This is a genomic window from Pseudomonas sp. MIS38 (genome assembly GCF_019891575.1).
Taxonomy (GTDB): domain Bacteria; phylum Pseudomonadota; class Gammaproteobacteria; order Pseudomonadales; family Pseudomonadaceae; genus Aquipseudomonas; species Aquipseudomonas putida_A.
On the sequence record NZ_JAFLXF010000001.1, the window covers coordinates 707,085 to 727,935 of the forward strand.

Genomic DNA, 20,851 nt, shown 5'->3' on the forward strand with positions numbered 1-20,851 from the left:
TTTGTCAGGGCAGCAGGATGGTCGAGCCGGTGGTACGCCGGGCCGACAATTCGGTCTGCGCCTTCGCCGCATCAGCCAGTGGATAGCGCTGGCTGATGTCCACCTTGAGCTTGCCGCTGATGATCATCTCGAACAGCTCGTCGGCCATGCGCTGCAGGTTCTCGGCGTTGTTGGCGTAGGTCGCCAGGGTCGGGCGGGTCACGTACAGCGAGCCCTTGGCCGAAAGAATCCCCAGATTCACCCCGTCCACCGCACCGGAGGCATTGCCGAAACTCACCACAAGCCCACGCGGCGAAACGCTGTCGAGCGAGGTCAGCCAGGTGTCTTTGCCGACGCCGTCATAGACCACCGGGACTTTCTTGCCATCGGTCAGCTCCAGCACCCGCTGTGCCACGTTTTCGTGGCTGTAATCGATGGTTGCCCAGGCACCGTTGGCCTTGGCCAGTTCGGCTTTCTCCTTCGAGCTGACGGTGCCGATCAGCTTGACGCCCAGTGCCTTGGCCCATTGGCAGGCCAATGAACCGACACCCCCGGCAGCGGCGTGGAACAGAATGGTTTCACCTCCCTTGAGTTCATAGGTCTGACGCAGCAGGTACTGCACGGTGAGGCCCTTGAGCATGACCCCGGCTGCGGTCTCGAAGCTGATTCCGTCCGGCAGCCTCACCAGATTGGCTTCGGGCAGGGTGTGCAACTGGCTGTAGGCGCCCAACGGGCCGCTGCCATATGCCACGCGATCACCGACCTTGAACCGGGTGACGTCGCTGCCCACCGCATCGACGATGCCGGCGCCTTCAGCGCCGAGGCCGGACGGCAAGGCCGGCGGGGCATACAGACCGCTGCGGAAATAGGTATCGATGAAGTTCAGGCCGATCGCCTTGTTCGCCACCCGCACCTGATTCGGGCCGGGCGCGGCGGGTTCGTAGTCAACAAACTCGAGCACTTCGGGACCGCCGTGGGCGCGGAACTGGATACGCTTTGCCATCTGCCTGCTCTCCTTGGGTCGTTTGTAAGCCCCCTATCCAACTCCCCTGCTTGATCTTCGTCAACTGCGGCGCGCAGGTTTGCGGTGTTATGCTACGCGCCCATTTGCGCCGCCCCCTGCCTGCGGGGCGCCCGCGTAGTTATGCCCGATTCAAGGTGAAGCCATGACGACCCGCACCGACGCCGTAAAGGCCTATCTGCTCGACCTGCAAGACCGCATCTGCGCCGCGCTGGAAACCGAGGACGGCGGCACGCGCTTCGTCGAAGACGCCTGGACCCGGCCTGCCGGTGGTGGTGGCCGTACCCGCGTGATCGAAAACGGTACGGTGATCGAAAAGGGCGGCGTCAACTTTTCCCACGTGTTCGGCAGCGGCCTGCCGCCGTCGGCCAGCGCCCATCGCCCGGAACTGGCCGGTCGCGGTTTCGAAGCCCTCGGCGTGTCGCTAGTGATTCACCCGCACAATCCGCATGTGCCGACGTCCCACGCCAACGTGCGCTTTTTCATCGCCGAGAAGGAAGGTGAAGAGCCGGTCTGGTGGTTCGGCGGCGGCTTCGACCTGACCCCGTATTACGGCAACGAGGAAGACTGCATCCACTGGCACCGCGTCGCCGAACAGGCCTGCGCGCCGTTCGGTGCGGACGTCTATCCGCGTTACAAGGCCTGGTGCGACACCTATTTCCACATCAAGCATCGCCATGAACCGCGTGGCATCGGCGGCCTGTTTTTCGACGACCTGAACGAGTGGGATTTCGACACCAGTTTCGCCTTCATGCGCGCCATCGGTGATGCCTACATCGACGCTTACCTGCCCATCGTGCAGCGCCGCAAGAACGATGCGTTCACCGCACAGCAGCGTGAATTCCAGGAATTCCGCCGTGGCCGCTACGTCGAGTTCAACCTGGTCTACGACCGAGGCACCCTGTTCGGCCTGCAATCGGGCGGGCGTACCGAGTCGATCCTCATGTCGTTGCCGCCGCAAGTGCGCTGGGCCTATGACTTCAAGGCCGAACCCGGCAGTGAAGAAGCGCGCCTGACCGACTACTTCCTGCAAGACCGCGACTGGCTGGCCCAGGCCTGAGGACTGCTGATGGATCGTTACGTCGTTTTCGGTAACCCGATCGGCCACAGCAAGTCGCCGATGATTCACAAACTGTTCGCCGAGCAGACCGGTCAGCGCCTCGACTACAGCACCCTGCTGGCGCCGCTCGACGACTTCAGCGCCTGCGCCATGGCGTTCTTCCAGGACGGTCGCGGCGCCAACGTCACTGTGCCGTTCAAGGAAGAAGCCTTTCGCCTGGCCAATAGCCTGACCGCCCGTGCGCAACGGGCGGGTGCGGTGAACACCCTGAGTAAACTGGCTGACGGTTCGCTGCTGGGTGACAACACCGACGGCGCCGGTCTGGTGCGCGACCTGACGGTGAATGCCGGTTTCAGCCTGACCGGCAAACGCATCCTGTTGCTCGGCGCTGGCGGCGCGGTGCGTGGCGCGCTGGAGCCGTTGCTGGCGGAGAAGCCGGCATCGGTGATCATCGCCAATCGTACGGTGGATAAAGCCGAGCTGCTGGCCGAGCTGTTCTGTGATCTGGGGCCGGTGTCGGCTAGTGGTTTCGACTGGTTGCAGGAGCCGGTGGACGTGATCATCAACGCCACTTCCGCCAGCCTCACCGGCGACGTGCCGCCGATTGCCGCGAGCCTGATCGAGCCGGGCCAGACCCTGTGCTACGACATGATGTACGGCAAAGAGCCGACTGCGTTCTGCCGTTGGGCCAGCGAGCATGGCGCGGCAGTGTCGATGGATGGTCTGGGAATGCTGGCTGAACAGGCGGCCGAGGCGTTTTTCCTGTGGCGCGGGGTGCGTCCGGATACGGCGCCGGTACTGGCCGAACTACGCCGCCAGTTGGCCCTTTAAAAGCTTCGCGAGCAAGCCCGCTCCCACATTGGAATGCGATCAAATGTGGGAGCGGGCTTGCTCGCGAATGGCCGCACCGCCGATCCTGGATCAATCCTCAAACCGGATCGGACACTTTTCCGGCCCTTCGAGCTTCCGCAACTCCTCCACCACCTGCGGCCGCGCCCGGCGCAGGGTCAGGCTGCGATCCTGACGCAGCAGGCGCCGCGCCTCCTGATGCAGCATCTCCACCCCCGAATAATCGATGAAGTTGATCTGCTGCGCCTCGATCACCACCCGCGTACCGTGCAGCCGTTGCAGGCGCACTTGCAGGTAATGGCTGGCGCCGAAGAAGATCGAGCCGCCGACTCGCAGTACGTCCTCCTCACCCTCGCGCGAATGCTGCACTCGCGGTTGCGAGGTGCGCTTGAGGTAGAAGAACAGCGACGCCAGCACCCCGGCATAGATCGCGGTCTGCAGTTCCAGTAGCAGCGTGGCGAGGCAGGTCAGCGCCATGACCACGAACTCGGCACGGCTGACCCGCAGCAGCGAACGAATCCCGCGATGATCCACCAGGCCCCAGGCGATCAGTAGAATGCTCCCGGCCATCGCCGGAATCGGAATGTGTGAAATCAGCCCGGCGCCGAAAATCGCGAACAGCGCGACCCAGATCGCCGAAAACACCCCGGCCAGCGGCGAACAGGCGCCCGCCTCGTAACTCAGGCCTGAGCGGGTGAACGAACCGGCGGAGAGCGATCCGGAAAAGAATGCCCCGACAATATTCGACAAGCCCTGTGCGCGGACTTCCTGGTTGGCATCAAGCAACTGCTGCGAACGTGCAGCAATCGAACGGGCAATCGACAGGCTGGTGACCAGACCGAGCATGCCCACCGCCACCGCGCTCGGCAGCAAGCGCAGCACCAGATCGAGATCCAGCGGCAGCGCACTGAACGGTGGCAGGCGTCCGACAAAGGCGCTGACCAGATGCACGTGGCCGAACATCGCCGGCCATAACCACACCACTGCGCTGCCCAGCACCAGCGTTATCAACAGAGTCGGCCAGCGCGGCAGCAGTTGTCTGAGGACAAAACCGACCAGCACCGTGGCCACACCCAACACCAGTGATGGTTTATCCACAGCCCGCAGGTGTTGCAGCAGGTCCATCAGACTGGCCAGCGCCGTGGCTTTCGCCGGCAGATCCAGCCCCAGCAGATTCGGCAACTGGCCGATGGCAATCACCACCGCCGCGCCGAGGGTGAAACCGAGCACCACCGAGTGCGAGACGAAATTCACCAGTGCACCGAAGCGCAGCAGGCCGAGCAGCCACTGGAAAATCCCCGCCAGAAAGCTCAGCAGCAGGATCAGCGTGATGTAGTCCTGGGATGCGGGTACGGCCAAGGGACTGATGCTGGCATACAGCACAATCGAAATCGCTGCAGTCGGGCCGCAGATCAGATGCCACGACGAACCCCACAGACAGGCAATCAGCACCGGGATGATCGCGGCGTAAAGACCATACTCCGGCGGCAGGCCGGCGATCAGCGCGTACGCGATCGACTGCGGCAACGCGAGAATCGCACCGCTCAGGCCAACGACCAGATCCCGGCCGACGCTGGCGCGGGTTTGCCGGGGCAGCCAGGTCAGGAAGGGAAAGAGTGAATGGCGACTTGGCAGGGCCATGGGTCCTCGCGGGCGGGTTTTGTTCAAGGTTATCAGGGTGCCAGGGTAAAGGCCCTCACCCTAACCCTCTCCCGGAGGGAGAGGGGACTGATCGAGGTGAAAGAGGGAAGTACGCCGACCTGAGATATCCAGTCGAACTCAGGTTCTGAACAACATAAAGATCGGCTCCCTTCCCCCTCGCCCCCTCTGGGGGAGAGGGCTGGGGTGAGGGGGCAAAAATCTCAAGCCGAGCAAAATTCAAAGCCACCCTATGGTCAAAGCTTTGCCTTTACAGCCGCCAAAGCATCCTTGCCATCCACGGTCTTCACCCCCTCCAGCCACTTGTCCAGCACCGCCGGATTGGCCTTGATCCATGCCTTCACCGCATCGGCATTGCTGACTTTCTTGTTCACCACCTCAGCCATGATGCTGTTCTCCATGTCCTGGGTGAACGCCAGGTTGGTCAGCAACTTGCCCACATTCGGACAGGCCTCGGCGTAGCCTTTGCGCGTCAGGGTGTAGACGCTGCCGGTGTCGCCGAAATACTTCTCGCCGCCCTTGAGGTAATGCATCTTCAGCTGCACGTTCATCGGGTGCGGGGTCCAGCCGAGGAAGGTGACGAATTTCTGCTTCTTCACTGCCCGCGACACTTCGGCGAGCATCGCCTGTTCGCTGGATTCGATGAGCTTCCACTGGCCGAGGTCGAAGTCGTTCTTCTTGATGATTTCCTGCAGCGAGATGTTCGCTGGCGCACCGGAGCCGATGCCGTAGATTTTCTTGTCGAACTTGTCGGCGTATTTGTTCAGGTCGGCAAAGTCATGCACACCGGCGTCCCACACATAATCCGGGACGGCCAGGGTGAATTCGGTGCCGTCGAGGTTCTTCGCCAGTTGCGTGACATCACCGGTGGCGACGAACTTGTCATAGAAGCCCTGCTGCGCCGGCATCCAGTTGCCGAGGAACACATCCACCTGACCGTCCTTCAAACCGCCGAAGGTGATCGGCACCGCGAGGGTGTCGACCTTGGCCTTGTAGCCCATGCCATCCAGCAGAAACCCGGTGATGGCGTTGGTCGCGGCGATGTCGCTCCAGCCCGGGTCGGCCATTTTCACCGTTTCGCAGCTTTGCTCGGCGAATGCCGAGGCACTGCCCAGAGCCAGCAGGCTAATCGTCAGTGCTGTGGATAACTTGCGCATGGACTTCCCCTTACATTATTGGTTTTGGCAGGGTTGTGGATAACGGGCCTTGCGTTCCAGATCGTCGAGGTCGATGTGGTTGCGCATGTACTGCTGACTGGCGTCCACCAGCGGCTGGTGATCCCAGCTCTTCAGCTTGCCGATGGTCAGGGCATCGGCGACAAAACGCCGGCGGCGCTGGCTGGCGAGCACCTCGCGGTGAATCGCCGGGATGTCCCACTTGGCCCGCGCTTCGGCGAGAAAATCGTCGAACAGCTGGCGATGTTGCGGCGACTGGCTGAGTTCTTCGAGTTCACGCGGATCGTTGTTTACATCGAAGAGTAGGCACGGGTCGCTTTCACTGTAGATAAATTTGTAGGCGCCGCGACGGATCATCATCAGCGGGCTGACCGTGCCTTCCGCCATGTACTCGCCGAATACTTCGTCATGCCCGCCCTGCCCTTGCAGGTGCGTCAGCAGCGAGCGGCCGTCCAGCGGCAAGTTCGGCTCCAGGCTGCCGCCGGCCAGTTCAACGAAGGTCGGCAACAGGTCGGCGGTGGACACTGCCGCGCTAACCCGGCCGGCAGCGAACTGCCCCGGCGCACTGATCAACAGCGGTACCCGCGCGGCCATCTCGAACCAGTGCATTTTGTACCAGAGGCCCTTCTCTCCCAGCATGTCACCGTGGTCGCCGGAGAACACGATGATGGTGTCATCGATCAGCCCTGTATCTTCGAGGGTTTGCAGAAGTTTGCCGACGTTGGCGTCGATATAGCTGCACGCGCCGAAGTACGCACGGCGCGCATCGCGAATCTTATCCACAGGCAATGGCTTGTCCCACAGGTCATAGACCTTGAGCAGGCGCTGCGAGTGTGGATCGAGGGAATGTTGATCCGGGGTGCTCGGCAACGGGATGTCACCGTCGTCGTACAAATCCCAGAACGCCTTGGGAATGGTGTACGGGTCGTGTGGGTGAGTCATCGAAACGGTCAGGCAGAACGGCTGATCGCCGTCCTCGCGAATGTGATCGAACAGGTATTGCTGGGCCTTGAACACCACCTCTTCATCGAAGTCGAGCTGGTTGGTGCGCACGCACGGCCCGGCCTGCAGCACCGACGACATGTTGTGATACCAGCTCGGGCGTACGTCCGGCTCGTCCCAGTTCACCGCCCAGCCGTAGTCGGCCGGGTAGATGTCGCTGGTCAGGCGCTCTTCATAACCGTGCAACTGATCCGGGCCGCAGAAATGCATCTTGCCCGACAGCGCGGTGCGGTAACCGAGGCGACGCAGGTAGTGGGCGTAGGTCGGAATATCGGCAGGGAAATCGGCGGCGTTGTCGTAGGCGCCGATCTTGCTCGGTAACTGGCCGCTGACCAGAGTGAAACGCGACGGCGCGCACAGCGGACTGTTGCAGTAAGCGGCATCGAACACCACGCCCTGAGCGGCGAGGCGCGAAAGATTCGGCAGTTTGATTGGCGACGGGCCGTAGATTGGCAACATTGGCGCGGCCATTTGATCGGCCATGATGAAAAGAATGTTCTTGCGCTTCATGTGATCGCGGCATTCCATAGTGAATATTTATGCGACATTGCTGCGATCGAGCATGGAGTCCATGCCCCGTCCGGTAAAGCCTGCGCCGGACAATGACTAGGATAAGCACAGCTTATGTATGACGCCCTCGGTAATCTGTCCCTCGATCTGTTGCGCGCCTTCGAAGCAGCGGCGCGTCATCACAGTTTTACTGCGGCGGCGGTTGAGCTGGGCACCACGCAGCCAGCGATCAGCCAGCAGATCAAGCGTCTGGAAGAACAGCTGGGAGTACGACTGTTTGACCGGATCTATCGCGGTATTGAACTGACCGAGGGCGGCGCGATCCTGTTCGAGCAGGTTCAGCTCGGTTTACAGAATATCGACGCAGGATTGAGCGCGATCAGTACGCAGCAGCAACATGAGGTATTGCAAGTCGCCACCGATTTCGCCTTTGCCGCTTACTGGCTGATGCCACGCCTGCACCGCTTCCACGAAGCCAATCCGAACGTCGATGTCAGCCTGGTCACCAGCGAGCGCAGCCACAACATGCTGCGCACCGACATCGATGTCGCGATCTTGTTTGGCGACGGGCGTTTCAAGCAGGGCGAAAGCCATTGGCTGTTCAGCGAGGAAGTGTTTCCGGTGTGCAGTCCGCAATTGCTCAAGGAGCGTGCCCTGCCCTTGCCTGCCCAGGCGTTGCTGGAGTTGCCGCTGCTGCACTTGCGCGGGGAGAACAGCAGCAACTGGTTTGACTGGAGCGGGCTGTTTCGCGAACTGGGCATCAGTACCCCGCCAGCACCGGGCCAATTGCGTTTCGACAATTACACCTTGTTGATTCAAGCGGCGATTGGCGGTCAGGGTGTGGCCATCGGCTGGCGCCACCTTGTGGATAACTTGCTGAGCCAAGGCTTGCTGTGTCGGCCGATCGCCGAGACCACGTTGTCGCGCCTCGGTTATTACGTGGTGCTGCCGCAACGCAAACGCCGGGGCGCGTTGATTCAGCAGTTTGTCGACTGGTTGATGGCAGAACAGGCCAGCAGCGCCGAATCCCTGACGGGAATGGCGCTGCCTTCGATTGCGGTGTAAAACAGCAAAATATCGCAGCCTGCGGCAGCTCCTACAGGGGAGTCGCATTTCAAATGTAGGAGCTGCCGAAGGCTGCGATCTTTTTACGTACCTGAGGTCGCGACAAAATTCACATGCTGCCCCACATGCAGATTCAACCGCAGCTCATCGGCAATCCCCACCGCGACCCGGTTCAGCCGTTCCAGCGGCTCCGCCAGCCCCGGCTCCAGATTGCCGCCCACCTGACTGAAATGCTCAATGGTCAGCCCCGCCACCCCGTGCGGCGCATTCACCAGTGTCCACTGCAGCGGGCTGCTTTGCAGGGCTTCGCGGATTTCTTCGGCGGCGTGGCGTTGCAGCCCGTCGTCCAGCTCAACCTCATCGAGTACGGCAAAATTACCCACCAGAAACAGCCGTGGCACGTTGGCCATTTGCAAACCGTCGACCAACGCATCGACCGCCAAAACCTGTTCCACCGGGCCGAGCACCACGGACCTTTCCACATGGTCGCTGCTGAACGGCAGACCCGGTGCGTCCAACAGACAGATCACTGCCGAGCTGCCGGCTACGCTTTGGTTGACCCGTTCGGCATCGAACAGATCGCCGCTTTTGGTGCGCAGGCCCGGACGTGGTGCGAGTACGTTCAAATCGTCGAGAATCGCGATGACTTCGTGCTGCCGTCGCAGCAATTCAGCCATCAACGCACCGCCCAGGCTGGCCATGGCACCATAGAGCACCACTTTCACCGTCGGGGTTTCGGCATTTTTCATGGCTGATTCCTTTTTGTTGTCCCTCGTATGGCGTGTGACACGCAGCCTGCGCCGAGGGTTCGAACCGATTCAGAGGCTTTCAGATGCACGCAATCAATGGCTATCACGCCCACGTCTATTTCGACGCTGACTCAATTGATCAGGCGCGCGCTTTGTGTGAACAGGCGGCGCAGTTGTTTCCTCTGAAGATGGGGCGCGTCCATGAGCGCCCGGTCGGCCCGCATCCAGACTGGAGCTGCCAGTTGGCTTTCGGCCCGGAGCTGATCGGTGAGGTGTTGCCGTGGCTGGCGCTCAATCGCAAGGGGCTGGTGGTGTTTTTGCACCCCGACACTGGCGATGATTTGCTCGATCACACCGAGCACGCGATCTGGATGGGCGCGATGCGGCCGCTGGATCTGTCTATTTTTTGATCAAAGGGTTTCTTCGGGCTCGCCCGGCAGATGCTCGTCCAGATGCAGCCAGGGCAATTGGCTGTTCGTCCAGATATGCCGCGAGGCTGGTGCCAACTCCGGGTGATCCAGTGAGGCGATGGTCACGTCGATGCTTTCGAGGCTGAGCTGCGTCACCAGCGCCAGTTGCGCGCCGCAATGCGGACAGAAGTATCGCGCGCAACTGCCCGACGAGTCATAGCGCGATGGCGTGCCGCTCAGCCACTGGAAGCTGGCCGCCGCCACGGTAATCCACGTGGTGACAATCCCACCGCTGACTTTGCGGCAGATCGAGCAGTGGCAGTGGGCAATGTCGTGCAACGGCCCGCTGAACTGATAGCGGATGTGTCCGCAGTGGCAGCCACCGCTGTGCACTTCTTCCATGTCCCTGCCCTCCCGTCCCCGAAATGATCGACTCTAGCCGCATCCGACAGCCGGTTGGCCATTCGCCTGAAGCTTTCGTCAGCGAAAGGTAGCTGAAAGGTTGCCCGATTAGGATCGCCGCCACTACCGGCAACAGACCGGTTGGCCAACGCGTGTGATCGCTCGCATGTCAGGCCCAATTAACAACAACAATGGTGATTCTGATGTCCTCTGTAGCCCGCCTTCTCGCTGAAACTCCGCCCGTACGTCTCGTGCTTCCCGTTCTGCGCTGATCCCTTCCGATCCGCTCACTCAATTAGCCGCGCTACGCCTGGAGTAATCCCATGCTGACTTTCCTTGGCTTCGCCATGGTCATCACGTTCATGTTCCTGATCATGACCAAGCGCCTGTCTGCGCTGATCGCCCTGATCATCATCCCGATCCTGTTCGCCCTGTTCGGTGGTTTCGCGCCGAAGATCGGCCCGATGATGCTCGAAGGCATTACCAAGCTTGCGCCGACCGGCGTGATGCTGATGTTCGCCATTCTGTACTTCGCCCTGATGATCGACTCCGGCCTGTTCGATCCGGCCGTGCGCAAGATCCTCAAACTGGTCAAGGGCGACCCGTTGAAAGTTTCGGTCGGTACCGCCGTGCTGGCGCTCGTCGTTTCCCTCGATGGTGACGGCGCGACCACTTACATGATCTGCGTGGCCGCCATGCTGCCGCTGTACAGCCGCATCGGCATGAGCCCGCGGATCATGGCCGGTCTGATCATCCTCGCCGGTGGCGTGATGAACATGACCCCGTGGGGCGGCCCAACCGCCCGTGCCGCCAGTGCGCTGCATGTCGACCCGTCGGACATCTTCGTGCCGATGATCCCGGCGATGGCTGCCGGTGTGGTGGCGATCCTGATCATTGCCTACTTCTACGGCAAACGTGAGCGTGCGCGTCTGGGCGAGCTGCACCTGATCGGCGACGAGATCGATCACAGCGAAATCAGCGTCTCGCAGTTCCCCGATGCCCGCCGTCCGAAGCTGATCTGGTTCAACGGCCTGTTGACCCTGGCGCTGATGTGCACCCTGATCGCCGGCCTGCTGCCACTGCCGGTGCTGTTCATGGTGGCGTTCAGCATTGCGATGATCGTCAACTACCCATGCCTGCAAATGCAGAAGGACCGCGTTGCGGCCCATGCCGGCAGCGTGCTGTCGGTGGTCAGTCTGATTTTTGCTGCGGGTATCTTCACCGGTATCCTGTCCGGAACCGGCATGGTCGACGCCATGTCGAAAAGTCTGCTGGCAGTGATTCCGGACTTCCTCGGCCCGTACCTGGCGGTGATCACGGCGCTGGTGAGCATGCCGTTCACATTCTTCATGTCGAACGACGCGTTCTACTACGGCGTGTTGCCGGTGCTCTCCGAAGCGGCCAGCCATTACGGCATCACCGCGGTGGAAATGGCCCGTGCCTCGATCGTCGGTCAGCCCGTCCACTTGCTCAGCCCGCTGGTACCGTCGACCTACCTGCTGGTGGCGCTGGCCGGCATCGAGTTCGGTGATCACCAACGTTTCACCCTGAAGTGGGCAGTGCTGGTCTGCCTGTGCATACTGGTGGCCGCCTTGCTGCTGGGGACTTTCCCGCTGTTCAGCACGTTGTAACGGCATTCACTCACCATGACGCCAGCTGCTTGCTGGCGTCATGGTTTAACACTCGCTCAAAGGAATACACATGGATTGGCTGACCAACCCCGAAATCTGGGTTGCCTTCTTTACCCTGACCGCCCTGGAAATCGTTCTGGGCATCGATAACATCATCATGATTTCGATCCTGGTCAGCCGCATGCCCAAGCACATGCAGCAGCGCACGCGGATTTTCGGCCTGGGCCTGGCGATGATCACGCGGATCCTGTTGCTGCTGTCGATCACCTGGGTCATGCGACTCACCGCCGACCTGTTCGTGGTGTTCGGCCAGGGCATTTCCGGGCGCGACCTGATTCTGTTCTTCGGTGGCCTGTTCCTGCTGTGGAAGAGCTCGCAGGAGATGTACCACGCGCTGGAAGGCGAAGACGAAAGCGGCGACGAGCCTTCGGGCAAGGGCGGCAACTTCCTTTACACCATCATCCAGATTGCGATCATCGACATCGTGTTCTCGCTGGACTCGGTGATCACTGCCGTCGGCATGGTCTCCCATGTGCCGGTGATGGTCGCGGCAATCGTCGTCGCCGTGCTGGTGATGATGGCGGCCTCGGGCAAGATCAGCGAGTTCATCGACAAGCACCCGTCGCTGAAGATGCTGGCGCTGTCGTTCCTGCTGGTGGTCGGTACCGTACTGATCGCCGAGTCGTTCGACGTGCACGTACCGAAAGGCTACGTCTACTTCGCCATGGCGTTCTCGCTGGCGGTGGAAGCGATCAACATCAAACTGCGCGGCGCGATGGCCCGGAAGAAACAGCAGCAGGATCCGGTGAAACTGCGCAAGGATGTTCCGGGGCAATAACCCGGTAGTCCTGAATCACGCAACACCCCTGTGGGAGCGAGCGTGCTCGCGAAGGCGGCGTGTCAGTCGACGATGATGTTGGCTGACCCAGCGCTTTCGCGAGCAAGCCCGCTCCCACAGTTGTTTAGGGCTACTGAAGAATCCGGGGCAGCGGTAATACCTGTAGGAGTGAGCCTGCTCGCGATAGCGGTCCGTCAGTCAGCAACGATGTTGAAGCTGGTCGCCCTATCGCGAGCAGGCTCACTCCTACAGGGGACCGCGGTGATTTCAGATGAGGTGGATGAACCTGTTTTCATGACACTTTTGTTTCAATCCGCACTTTAGCTGTGCAATGCTGGCGCCCAGTCCGTTAGCCAACTACAGCTTAAGTATCAAAAACGTAGAAACCGCGCGGTACCGTCAACTTGCCCCTTTGGGGCTCTGCAACTACAGGGGGTCTGCATGCTCACCCTGCTCAATTTGCTGTCTGCCGTGGCCCTGCTGATCTGGGGCACGCACATCGTCCGAACCGGCATCCTGCGGGTGTACGGCACCAATCTGCGCCATGTGATCGGCCAGAACATGTCCAAACGCTGGCTCGCGTTCGTCGCCGGCATCGTCGTGACTGCGATGGTGCAGAGCAGCAACGCCACGGCCATGCTCGTCACCTCCTTCGTTGGTCAGGGCTTGATGGCGCTGACCCCGGCGCTGGCGACCATGCTTGGCGCCGACGTCGGTACCGCGCTGATGGCGCGGGTGCTGACGTTTGACCTGTCGTGGCTGTCGCCGCTGCTGATTTTCCTCGGGGTGATTTTCTTTCTGTCGCGCAAACAGACGCGGCTCGGGCAGATGGGCCGGGTCAGCATCGGTCTGGGGCTGATCATTCTCGCGCTGCAACTGATCGTGGAGGCCGCCGCACCGATTACCCACGCCCAAGGGGTGAAGGTGATCTTTGCTTCGCTGACCGGCGACATCCTCCTCGACGCCCTGGTTGGTGCGTTGTTCGCGATGATTTCCTATTCCAGCCTCGCCGCCGTGCTGCTGACCGCGACGCTGGCCGGTGCCAGCGTGATCAGCCTGCCGGTGGCGATCGGTCTGGTGATCGGCGCCAACATCGGCAGCGGCGTGCTGGCGTTCATGAGCACCAGCATGCAGAACGCGGCCGGGCGGCAAGTGGCGCTGGGCAGCCTGCTGTACAAGTTGATCGGCCTGCTGCTGATCATCCCGGTGCTCGATCCGCTGGTGCACTGGATGGACGGCCTGGATTTCAGCCCGCAGGAAATGGTCATCGGCTTCCACTTGCTCTACAACACCGCGCGCTGCCTGATCCTGCTGCCCAGTGTTTCGCCGATGGCACGCCTGTGTGCCTGGCTGCTGCCGGAGCGCCCGGAGGTCAACGGCACCGCCAAGCCGCGGCATCTCGATGCGACGGCGCTGGTCACCCCGAGCCTGGCGCTGGCCAACGCGGCCCGCGAGACCCTGCGCATGGGCGACCTGATCGACAACATGCTCGACGCGATGCTCGATGTGCTGCGCGGCAAGCAGACCGCCATTACCCAGGAAATGCGCCGACTGACCGATGACGTCGAAGCGCTGTACAGCGCGATCAAGCTGTATCTGGCGCAAATGCCCCGCGAGGATCTCGGCGAACAGGACAGTCGGCGCTGGGCAGAGACCATCGAATTGGCGATCAACCTGAAACTGGCCAGCGACCTGATCGAACGCATGCTGCGCAAGGTGCAGCAGCAGAAGACCTCCCAGCGTCGGTCTTTTTCCGAAGAGGGCCTGGAGGATCTGGCCGGGCTGCATCAGCAACTGATCGCCAACCTGCGCCTGGGCCTGTCAGTGTTCCTCAGCGGCGACAAGGAAAGCGCCCGTCAGCTGTTGCGCGAGAAACGTCGCTTTCGCGCACAGGAACGGCGTCTGGCCCATGCCCATGTCAGCCGTTTGCAACGTAAGATCGTGCAGAGTCTGGAAACCAGTTCGCTGCATCTGGAGCTGATTGCGGATATGAAGCGCTTGAATTCGCTGTTTTGCAGCAGTGCTTATGTGGTGCTGGAAACGGCCGATACCGGGGCGCTGGAAGCGGATGATATTGCCGACATTACGCATTCGCCTTGAACGTCTGGGGCTGGGGTCAGTCAGTAACATTGATTCAGCCTTAAGACCTTCGCGAGCAAGCTCGCTCCCACATTTGAAATGCATTCCCCTGTGGGAGCGAGCTTGCTCGCGAATGCCGGCCTGAATAGCGACACGGATCTCCAAATCAGCCGTATGGAAGCCTGTTATGCGTTGCCTGTTGTTCGCCTGTCTGTTGCTCGGTTCCCTGCCCGCCTTCGCCGTTGATCGCTTTCAGGTCGAAGGCTATGCGCTGCCCAACGGTTTGCAGCTGTTGCTCAAGCCCGGCACCGAGCGCGGGCATGTGGCGATTCGTCTGGTGGTGGGCGTCGGTCTCGACGATTTCGACTGCGATGAAAAAGAGCTGCCGCACCTGCTTGAGCACCTGCTGTTCAGCGGCGTCGATGCCACCGGTGAAGGCGGTCTCGAGGAGCGCATGCAGGCGCTGGGCGGTGAGTGGAACGCGTTCACCAGCAACGCCGACACCACGTTCGTCATCGAAGCCCCGGCAAAGAATCAGCGCAAGGTCCTCGACCTGTTGCTCGACCTTTTGACCCAGACCCGCATCGACGACAACGCGATCAACGCTGCCAAACGTGTGGTCGAGCGCGAGGACGGCGGCCATTACACGCGCCTGCAACGCTTTCTCGACCGCCAGGATCTGGGCCACACCGCGAGCAATCAACTGGCGGTGGAATTGGGCCTGAAATGCCCGCAGCGGGCCGAGGTCGGTCACCTGACCCAGAAGCAACTGGAGAAGGTGCGCAAGACCTGGTACGCGCCGAACAACATGACCCTGATCGTCGTCGGTGAACTCGACAAACTGCTGCCGGCCTATCTGGAACGCACCTGGGGCGCGCTTGAAGCGGTGGACCCGGCGGAGCACCGTGAGCTGCCGGACATCCGCACCAGCGCCGCCCATGAACGCAACCTCACCCGCGGCTTCATCGGCGACAGCGCCAAGTTGCACTGGCTGGTGCCGGAGCCGATGCTCGACGATCAGTACGACGAGACCTTCGACATCCTCAAGGACTACCTCGACTGGGCGCTGTACCGGCAGATTCGCCTGAATCACGGCCTGTCCTACGGGCCATGGGCCGAGCGTGAAGTGTTTGGCGGGGTCGGCTTCATGAGCCTCAACGCTGACGTGGATCGCGATGACCTCGCCGAAGCCCAACAGGTGCTGGAAGACCTCAAGGCCGACCTGCTGAAAAACGGCCTCGACCCGGACACCTTCGCCCGGATCAAACAAGCCGCCATCGCCCATCAGGCCTGGGCGGTACAGGGCAACAGTGCGATGGCGGATTACTACTGGAGCGCACTGGGCGATTACGAGGACGGGCGCTTTGCCAACCCGGCCCGCGAGCTGCAAGGCGTGACCCTGGAAACGGCAAACAAGGCCATGCGCGAGTTGCTGTTGCAACCGGGGTATCTGCGGATCGAGAAGCCGTTGCTTAGTGATGATCAAGTGTTGTGGCTGATTGCCGGTGGCCTGGGCGTGGTGTTGCTGGTGCTGATTGGCTGGCGGTTGCACCGTCGTAAGCCAGCCAAACACTGAACCTGTGGGAGCGGGCTTGCTCGCGAATGCGGTGTGTCATTCAGCAATGATGTCGACTGACACGGCCCCTTCGCGAGCAAGCCCGCTCCCACAGGGATCTGTGGTGATTTTACTGACCGGGAGCCTCGCCACGTCGCCCGGCGGACGGTACTCTGTCGAGGTTTTTTCCTACTCAGTCGTGAACCGCCAACATGCAGAAAATCCCCCTCCTGATCCAGCGCATTCTCGAGCTGATGAAGCGCTATCCCGGGGTGATTGCGCTTGGCGGTTTCATCTCCGGGGTCGGCAGTTTCATTCTGGTTGATCGCCAGCAGGGGCTGGCGAGCTGGATCACCGTCATCATGCTGCTGAGCTGGATCTGGCTGATGCTGGAAAACACCCTGACCGGCCTGTTCACGCGCATCTTCAAGCGGGAAATCCCCCAACCGCTGCTGCGTTACGCGACGCAGATGATCCACCAGGAAAGCCTGTTTTTCGTCCTGCCGTTCTTCTTCATCACCACCACCTGGAACAGCGGCCAACTGATCTTCACCGGCCTGCTGTGCATCGCCGCGTTGATCTCGATTGTCGATCCGCTCTATTACAAATGGCTGGCGCCACGGCGTTGGGCATTTCTTGCGTTGCACACCCTGACCCTGTTCGCCGCCCTGCTCACCGCGCTGCCGGTGATCATGCACCTGACCACCGCGCAAAGTTTCAAATGGGCACTGGGCACGGCGGTGGTGTTGTCATTCCCGAGCCTGGCGTCGATCTTCCCGATCCGCACCGTGCGCAACGCGTTGGCCATTCTGTGCATCACCTTCGGCATCGGCGCGGTCGGCTGGACCCTGCGCTCGTGGGTGCCGCCGGCGACGCTGTGGATGACCGACGTGGCGATCAGCACCCAGTTGCAGGATCGCACCCCGGGCGACAGCCTCGAACAGGTCAGCGCCGAGCAGATCCGCAACGGCGGTCTCTACGCCTACACCGCAATCAACGCGCCGCGCGGGCTGGATGAGCGGATCTACCATGTGTGGCAGTTCGACGGCAAAGAGGTCGACCGCATCGCCCTCGATATCCACGGCGGGCGCAAGGAAGGCTACCGGGCGTGGACGCACAAGCAGAACTTTCCCGGCAACCCGGCGGGCAAGTGGCAGGTGCGGGTGCTGACCGAGGACGGTCAGGTGATCGGCGTGCTGCGTTTCGAAGTGACAGACAGCACAGCGATCAAAGAAAAGTAATTCGGTTCGTGCTATTACGTTAGTTCGCTTAATAGCCGGACAAGCACGGAGCTTATGATCAGCAGCTCAATGAGCGGTAATGCCCAACTGGACACGTCAATCAGCCCTGCCCGCCTGCGGGTTTCCGGGGACTGGACGCTTGCCCATTACGCCGACCTCAAGCACCTGACCGAAAAACTGACCGGCCAGTACGACGCCAATACCGTGGTCGACCTCAACAGCCTCGGTGCGCTCGACACTGCGGGCGCTTCGTTGCTGGTGGAACTGCTCGGTTCCGAGCGTCTGGGCAAATCCGCCGAACACCCCGACTGCACGATTTCCCAGGCTGACCGCGCGCTGCTGCAGACTGTGTATCGCTCGCTGACTGATTTCTGTGTGCCGGTCAAAGAGCCGGAAGTCAGTGTCAGCGTGCAACTGCTGACCCGCATCGGGCGCGCGGTGGAAACGGTCTGGCAGGACACCCTGCAAGTGCTGGGTTTCATTGGCCTGATCCTCGAAACCATCGCCCGCAATCTGCTGCGCCCCAAGCGTTGGCGCATCACCCCCGTCGTAGCACACATCGAACAGACCGGTCTCGACGCCGCGCCGATCGTGGCGCTGCTGACCTTTCTGGTCGGTGCGGTGGTGGCGTTTCTCGGCGCCACGGTGCTCGCCAGTTTCGGCGCGACGATATTCACCGTGGACCTGGTGGGCTTCTCTTTCCTGCGTGAGTTCGGCGTGTTGCTCACGGCGATCCTGATGGCCGGGCGCACCGCCAGCGCGTTCACCGCGCAGATCGGTTCGATGAAGGCCAACGAGGAGATCGACGCGATCCGCACCCTCGGCCTCGACCCGATGGAGCTGCTGGTGGTGCCGCGCGTGCTGGCGATGCTGGTGGCGCTGCCGATGCTGACGTTTCTGGCGATGCTCTGCGGGATCATCGGCGGTGGGGTGGTGTGCGCGGTGTCGCTGGGGATTTCGCCGGCGATGTTTCTCTCGCTGCTGCAGAGCGACATCGGCATTCAGCACTTTCTGGTCGGCCTGGTGAAAGCGCCGATCTTTGCCTTCCTGATCGCCACGATCGGTTGCCTGGAAGGCTTCAAGGTCAGCGGCAGCGCCGAATCGGTCGGTGCGCACACCACGTCAGCCGTGGTGCAGTCGATTTTCGTGGTGATCGTGCTCGATGCGGTGGCTGCGCTGTTCTTCATGGAGATGGGCTGGTGAGTCGTCTACCCCGCGCGCCCTCGGAGGCGGTGATCGAAGTCCGTGGCCTGTGCAATCGCTTTGGCAGCCAGAGCGTGCACGAGAATCTCGATCTGGATTTGTACAAGGGCGAAATCCTCGCCGTGGTCGGCGGCTCCGGCAGCGGTAAATCGGTGCTGTTGCGCAGCATTGTCGGTCTGCGTCGGCCCAGCGAAGGCAACGTGAAGGTGTTCGGGCAAAACCTGCCGAGCCTGTCCGAGCATGAGCGTTCGCTGGTCGAGCGGCGCTTTGGTGTGTTGTTCCAGAAAGGCGCGCTGTTCTCCTCGCTGACGGTGACCGAAAACGTCGCCCTGCCGCTGATCGAACACGCCGGCCTGAGCCGCAACGACGCCGAGCATCTGGCGGCGGTGAAGCTGGCGCTGGCCGGGCTGCCGCTGTCGGCGGCGGACAAATACCCGGCGTCGCTGTCCGGCGGGATGATCAAGCGCGCTGCGCTGGCGCGGGCCCTTGCGCTGGATCCGGACATCCTGTTTCTCGACGAACCCACCGCCGGCCTCGATCCGATTGGCGCGGCGCAGTTCGATCAACTGATCCTGACCCTGCGCGATGCGCTGGGCCTGAGCGTGTTTCTGGTGACCCACGACCTCGACACGCTCTACACCATCACCGACCGTGTGGCGGTGCTGGCGCAGAAGAAAGTGCTGGTGGCCGGCCCTATCGATGTGGTTTCGGAAACCGACGACGCGTGGATTCACGAATACTTCCACGGCCCGCGTGGCCGCTCGGCGCTGGACGCCGCCAAATTGCTCAACGAGGTCTGACATGGAAACCCGAGCCCATCATGTGTTGATCGGCCTGTTCTCAGTGATTGTCGTGGCAGGCGCCCTGCTCTTCGGCCTGTGGCTGGCCAAGTCCAGCGTCGACAGCGAGTTCAAGGATTACGAAGTAGTGTTCAACGAGGCGGTCAGCGGCCTGTCCAAGGGCAGCCCGGTGCAGTACAGCGGGATCAAGGTCGGTGACGTGGTCAACCTGCGTCTCGACCCGAAAGACCCACGTCGGGTGCTGGCGCGGATTCGTCTGGGCGGTGACACCCCGGTCAAGGAAGACACCCAGGCCAAATTGGCACTGGCCGGGATTACCGGGACTTCGATCATCCAGCTCAGCGGCGGCACTCCAGAAAGTCCGAAGCTACGTGGGCATGACGGCGAGCTGCCAACCATCGTCGCGGCGCCCTCGCCCATTTCCCGCCTGCTCAACGACAGCAACGACCTGATGACCGGCATCACCGCGCTGCTGAGCAACGCTAACCAGATGTTCTCCCCGGAGAACGTCGAGCGCGTCAGCAACACTCTGGCGCATCTGGAGCAGACCACCGGTTCGATCAACGATCAGCGCGGCGACCTGCGTCAGGCCATGCAGCAACTGGCGAGCGTCGGCAAGCAGGCCGGCAGCATGCTTGAGCAAACTTCGGCGCTGATGCGCAACGCCAACGGCCTGCTCAACGATCAGGGCAAGCAGGCGCTCGGCAGTGCCGAGCAGGCGATGAAGTCGCTGGAACAGAGCAGCGCCACCATCAACGGCCTGCTGAGCAAGAACCAGAACTCCCTCGACAACGGCCTGCAGGGCCTCAATGGTCTGGCGCCGGCGATTCGCGAACTGCGCGAAACCCTGACCTCGCTGCGCAGCATTTCCCAACGCCTGGAGGCCAACCCCAGCGGCTACTTGCTGGGCAGTGACAAGAACAAGGAATTCACCCCATGAAGCTGATTCACTTTGCTCTCCTCGCCAGCCTCGCTTTGACCAGTGCCTGCTCGATCCTGCCCAAGGCCGAACCTTCGGACGTCTATCGCCTGCCTGCCCCGCAAGCGCCTGCCTCGGCCAGTTCAGTGGCGACCCAGCATTGGTCGCTGCGCCTGAACAAGTTGCAGGCCAGCGAAGCGCTGAACCGGCCGAACATCGCGGTGATTCCCCAGGGTGACGTGATCAGCAGCTACAAGGCTTCGCGCTGGAGCGATCCGGCGCCGGTGCTGGTGCGTAATCGGCTGCTGGATGGTTTTGCCCGGGATGGTCGGGTGACGCTGCTCAGCACCGATGACAGCAACTTCGCTGCGGATCTGGAACTGGGCGGCAGCTTGCAGGCGTTTCAGACTGAGTATCAGGGCAATCAGGCCAGCGTCGTGGTGCGCGTCGATGCGCTGCTGGTGCGCGGCTATGACCAGAAGATCCTCGCCAGCCGCCGCTTCGAAGAGCGTCAGCCGTTGAACGATGTGCAGGTGCCAGCGGTGGTGGCGGGGTTTGGACAGGCCAGTGATCGGCTGACGGCCAAGGTTGTCGCTTGGGCTGTTCAGCAAGGCCAGCAATTCACCCAACAACCCAGACCTTAAACCTTATACATAACCCCTGTGGGAGTGGGCTTGCTCGCGAAGGCGGTGTGTCAGTCAATA

The 20,851-nt window shown here is 61.7% G+C and carries 19 protein-coding genes; 13 read left to right on the forward strand and 6 right to left on the reverse strand.

Going from position 1 to position 20,851, the window contains the following annotated elements:
- Window positions 1-4: 4 nt before the first annotated feature.
- The gene (locus tag J1G18_RS03155) at window positions 5-982 is read right to left on the reverse strand and encodes an NADPH:quinone reductase (protein WP_223007074.1); all 978 of its coding nucleotides are present in this window, start codon (window positions 980-982) and stop codon (window positions 5-7) included.
- A 163-nt stretch (window positions 983-1,145) separates the two neighbouring features.
- Between J1G18_RS03155 and hemF the strand changes: the two genes are divergently transcribed.
- Both hemF and aroE read left to right on the forward strand, forming a co-directional pair.
- Complete coding sequence (gene hemF, locus J1G18_RS03160) at window positions 1,146-2,060, forward strand: oxygen-dependent coproporphyrinogen oxidase (protein ID WP_123585996.1); 915 nt, start codon at window positions 1,146-1,148, stop codon at window positions 2,058-2,060.
- Between the two features lie 9 nt (window positions 2,061-2,069).
- Window positions 2,070-2,891 carry a shikimate dehydrogenase gene (gene aroE, locus J1G18_RS03165; RefSeq protein ID WP_223007075.1) on the forward strand — a complete coding sequence of 274 codons (822 nt, stop codon included), beginning with the start codon at window positions 2,070-2,072 and terminating at the stop codon, window positions 2,889-2,891.
- 90 nt (window positions 2,892-2,981) lie between these two features.
- On the opposite strand, the gene J1G18_RS03170 is transcribed toward aroE, so the two are convergent.
- From J1G18_RS03170 to betC, 3 genes are all read right to left on the reverse strand, one after another.
- Window positions 2,982-4,550: a SulP family inorganic anion transporter gene (locus J1G18_RS03170; protein WP_135294655.1), complete on the reverse strand. Its 1,569-nt coding sequence runs from the start codon at window positions 4,548-4,550 to the stop codon at window positions 2,982-2,984.
- Between the two features lie 254 nt (window positions 4,551-4,804).
- Window positions 4,805-5,725: a choline ABC transporter substrate-binding protein gene (gene choX / locus J1G18_RS03175; RefSeq protein ID WP_223007076.1), complete on the reverse strand. Its 921-nt coding sequence runs from the start codon at window positions 5,723-5,725 to the stop codon at window positions 4,805-4,807.
- A 15-nt stretch (window positions 5,726-5,740) separates the two neighbouring features.
- A complete protein-coding gene (gene betC / locus J1G18_RS03180) occupies window positions 5,741-7,255 on the reverse strand; it encodes a choline-sulfatase (RefSeq protein WP_223007077.1) in 1,515 nt (504 codons plus the stop codon).
- A 114-nt stretch (window positions 7,256-7,369) separates the two neighbouring features.
- Here betC and J1G18_RS03185 point away from each other — a divergent pair, with 114 nt between their 5' ends.
- Window positions 7,370-8,320 (forward strand): choline sulfate utilization transcriptional regulator, encoded by a 951-nt coding sequence (locus J1G18_RS03185; protein WP_223007078.1) that lies wholly within the window; start codon window positions 7,370-7,372, stop codon window positions 8,318-8,320.
- Between the two features lie 83 nt (window positions 8,321-8,403).
- Here J1G18_RS03185 and J1G18_RS03190 read toward each other — a convergent pair whose 3' ends face one another.
- Entirely contained in the window at window positions 8,404-9,069 is a 666-nt protein-coding gene (locus J1G18_RS03190) for an NAD(P)-dependent oxidoreductase (protein WP_223007079.1), read from the reverse strand.
- Window positions 9,070-9,152: 83 nt separating this feature from the next.
- Between J1G18_RS03190 and J1G18_RS03195 the strand changes: the two genes are divergently transcribed.
- Window positions 9,153-9,479, forward strand: coding sequence for a DOPA 4,5-dioxygenase family protein (locus J1G18_RS03195; RefSeq protein ID WP_098966448.1), 327 nt, complete (start codon window positions 9,153-9,155; stop codon window positions 9,477-9,479).
- Here J1G18_RS03195 and J1G18_RS03200 read toward each other — a convergent pair whose 3' ends face one another.
- Window positions 9,480-9,881 (reverse strand): GFA family protein, encoded by a 402-nt coding sequence (locus tag J1G18_RS03200; protein WP_223007080.1) that lies wholly within the window; start codon window positions 9,879-9,881, stop codon window positions 9,480-9,482.
- Window positions 9,882-10,204: 323 nt separating this feature from the next.
- On the opposite strand from J1G18_RS03200, the gene J1G18_RS03205 reads away from it, so the two are divergent.
- The 9 genes from J1G18_RS03205 to J1G18_RS03245 all read left to right on the forward strand — a co-directional run bounded on the left by J1G18_RS03205 (window position 10,205) and on the right by J1G18_RS03245 (window position 20,791).
- Entirely contained in the window at window positions 10,205-11,512 is a 1,308-nt protein-coding gene (locus tag J1G18_RS03205) for a CitMHS family transporter (protein ID WP_007954069.1), read from the forward strand.
- A gap of 70 nt (window positions 11,513-11,582) precedes the next feature.
- Complete coding sequence (locus tag J1G18_RS03210) at window positions 11,583-12,350, forward strand: TerC family protein (protein WP_027610258.1); 768 nt, start codon at window positions 11,583-11,585, stop codon at window positions 12,348-12,350.
- A gap of 441 nt (window positions 12,351-12,791) precedes the next feature.
- Window positions 12,792-14,450, forward strand: a complete 1,659-nt coding sequence (locus J1G18_RS03215; protein WP_096797619.1) for a Na/Pi cotransporter family protein — start codon at window positions 12,792-12,794, stop codon at window positions 14,448-14,450.
- A gap of 166 nt (window positions 14,451-14,616) precedes the next feature.
- Window positions 14,617-16,005, forward strand: a complete 1,389-nt coding sequence (locus J1G18_RS03220) for a M16 family metallopeptidase (protein ID WP_223007081.1) — start codon at window positions 14,617-14,619, stop codon at window positions 16,003-16,005.
- Between the two features lie 191 nt (window positions 16,006-16,196).
- Complete coding sequence (locus J1G18_RS03225; protein WP_027610255.1) at window positions 16,197-17,225, forward strand: DUF5924 family protein; 1,029 nt, start codon at window positions 16,197-16,199, stop codon at window positions 17,223-17,225.
- Between the two features lie 54 nt (window positions 17,226-17,279).
- Window positions 17,280-18,428 (forward strand): ABC transporter permease, encoded by a 1,149-nt coding sequence (locus J1G18_RS03230; RefSeq protein ID WP_098966456.1) that lies wholly within the window; start codon window positions 17,280-17,282, stop codon window positions 18,426-18,428.
- On the forward strand, window positions 18,425-19,228 hold the full coding sequence (locus J1G18_RS03235; RefSeq protein ID WP_041073657.1) for an ABC transporter ATP-binding protein: 804 nt from the start codon (window positions 18,425-18,427) through the stop codon (window positions 19,226-19,228). The genes J1G18_RS03230 and J1G18_RS03235 overlap by 4 nt, the downstream gene beginning before the upstream one ends.
- Window position 19,229: 1 nt before the next feature.
- A complete protein-coding gene (locus tag J1G18_RS03240) occupies window positions 19,230-20,168 on the forward strand; it encodes an MlaD family protein (RefSeq protein WP_223007082.1) in 939 nt (312 codons plus the stop codon).
- On the forward strand, window positions 20,165-20,791 hold the full coding sequence (locus tag J1G18_RS03245) for an ABC-type transport auxiliary lipoprotein family protein (RefSeq protein ID WP_223007083.1): 627 nt from the start codon (window positions 20,165-20,167) through the stop codon (window positions 20,789-20,791). Before J1G18_RS03240 ends, J1G18_RS03245 begins: the two co-directional genes overlap by 4 nt.
- Window positions 20,792-20,851: the final 60 nt, after the last annotated feature.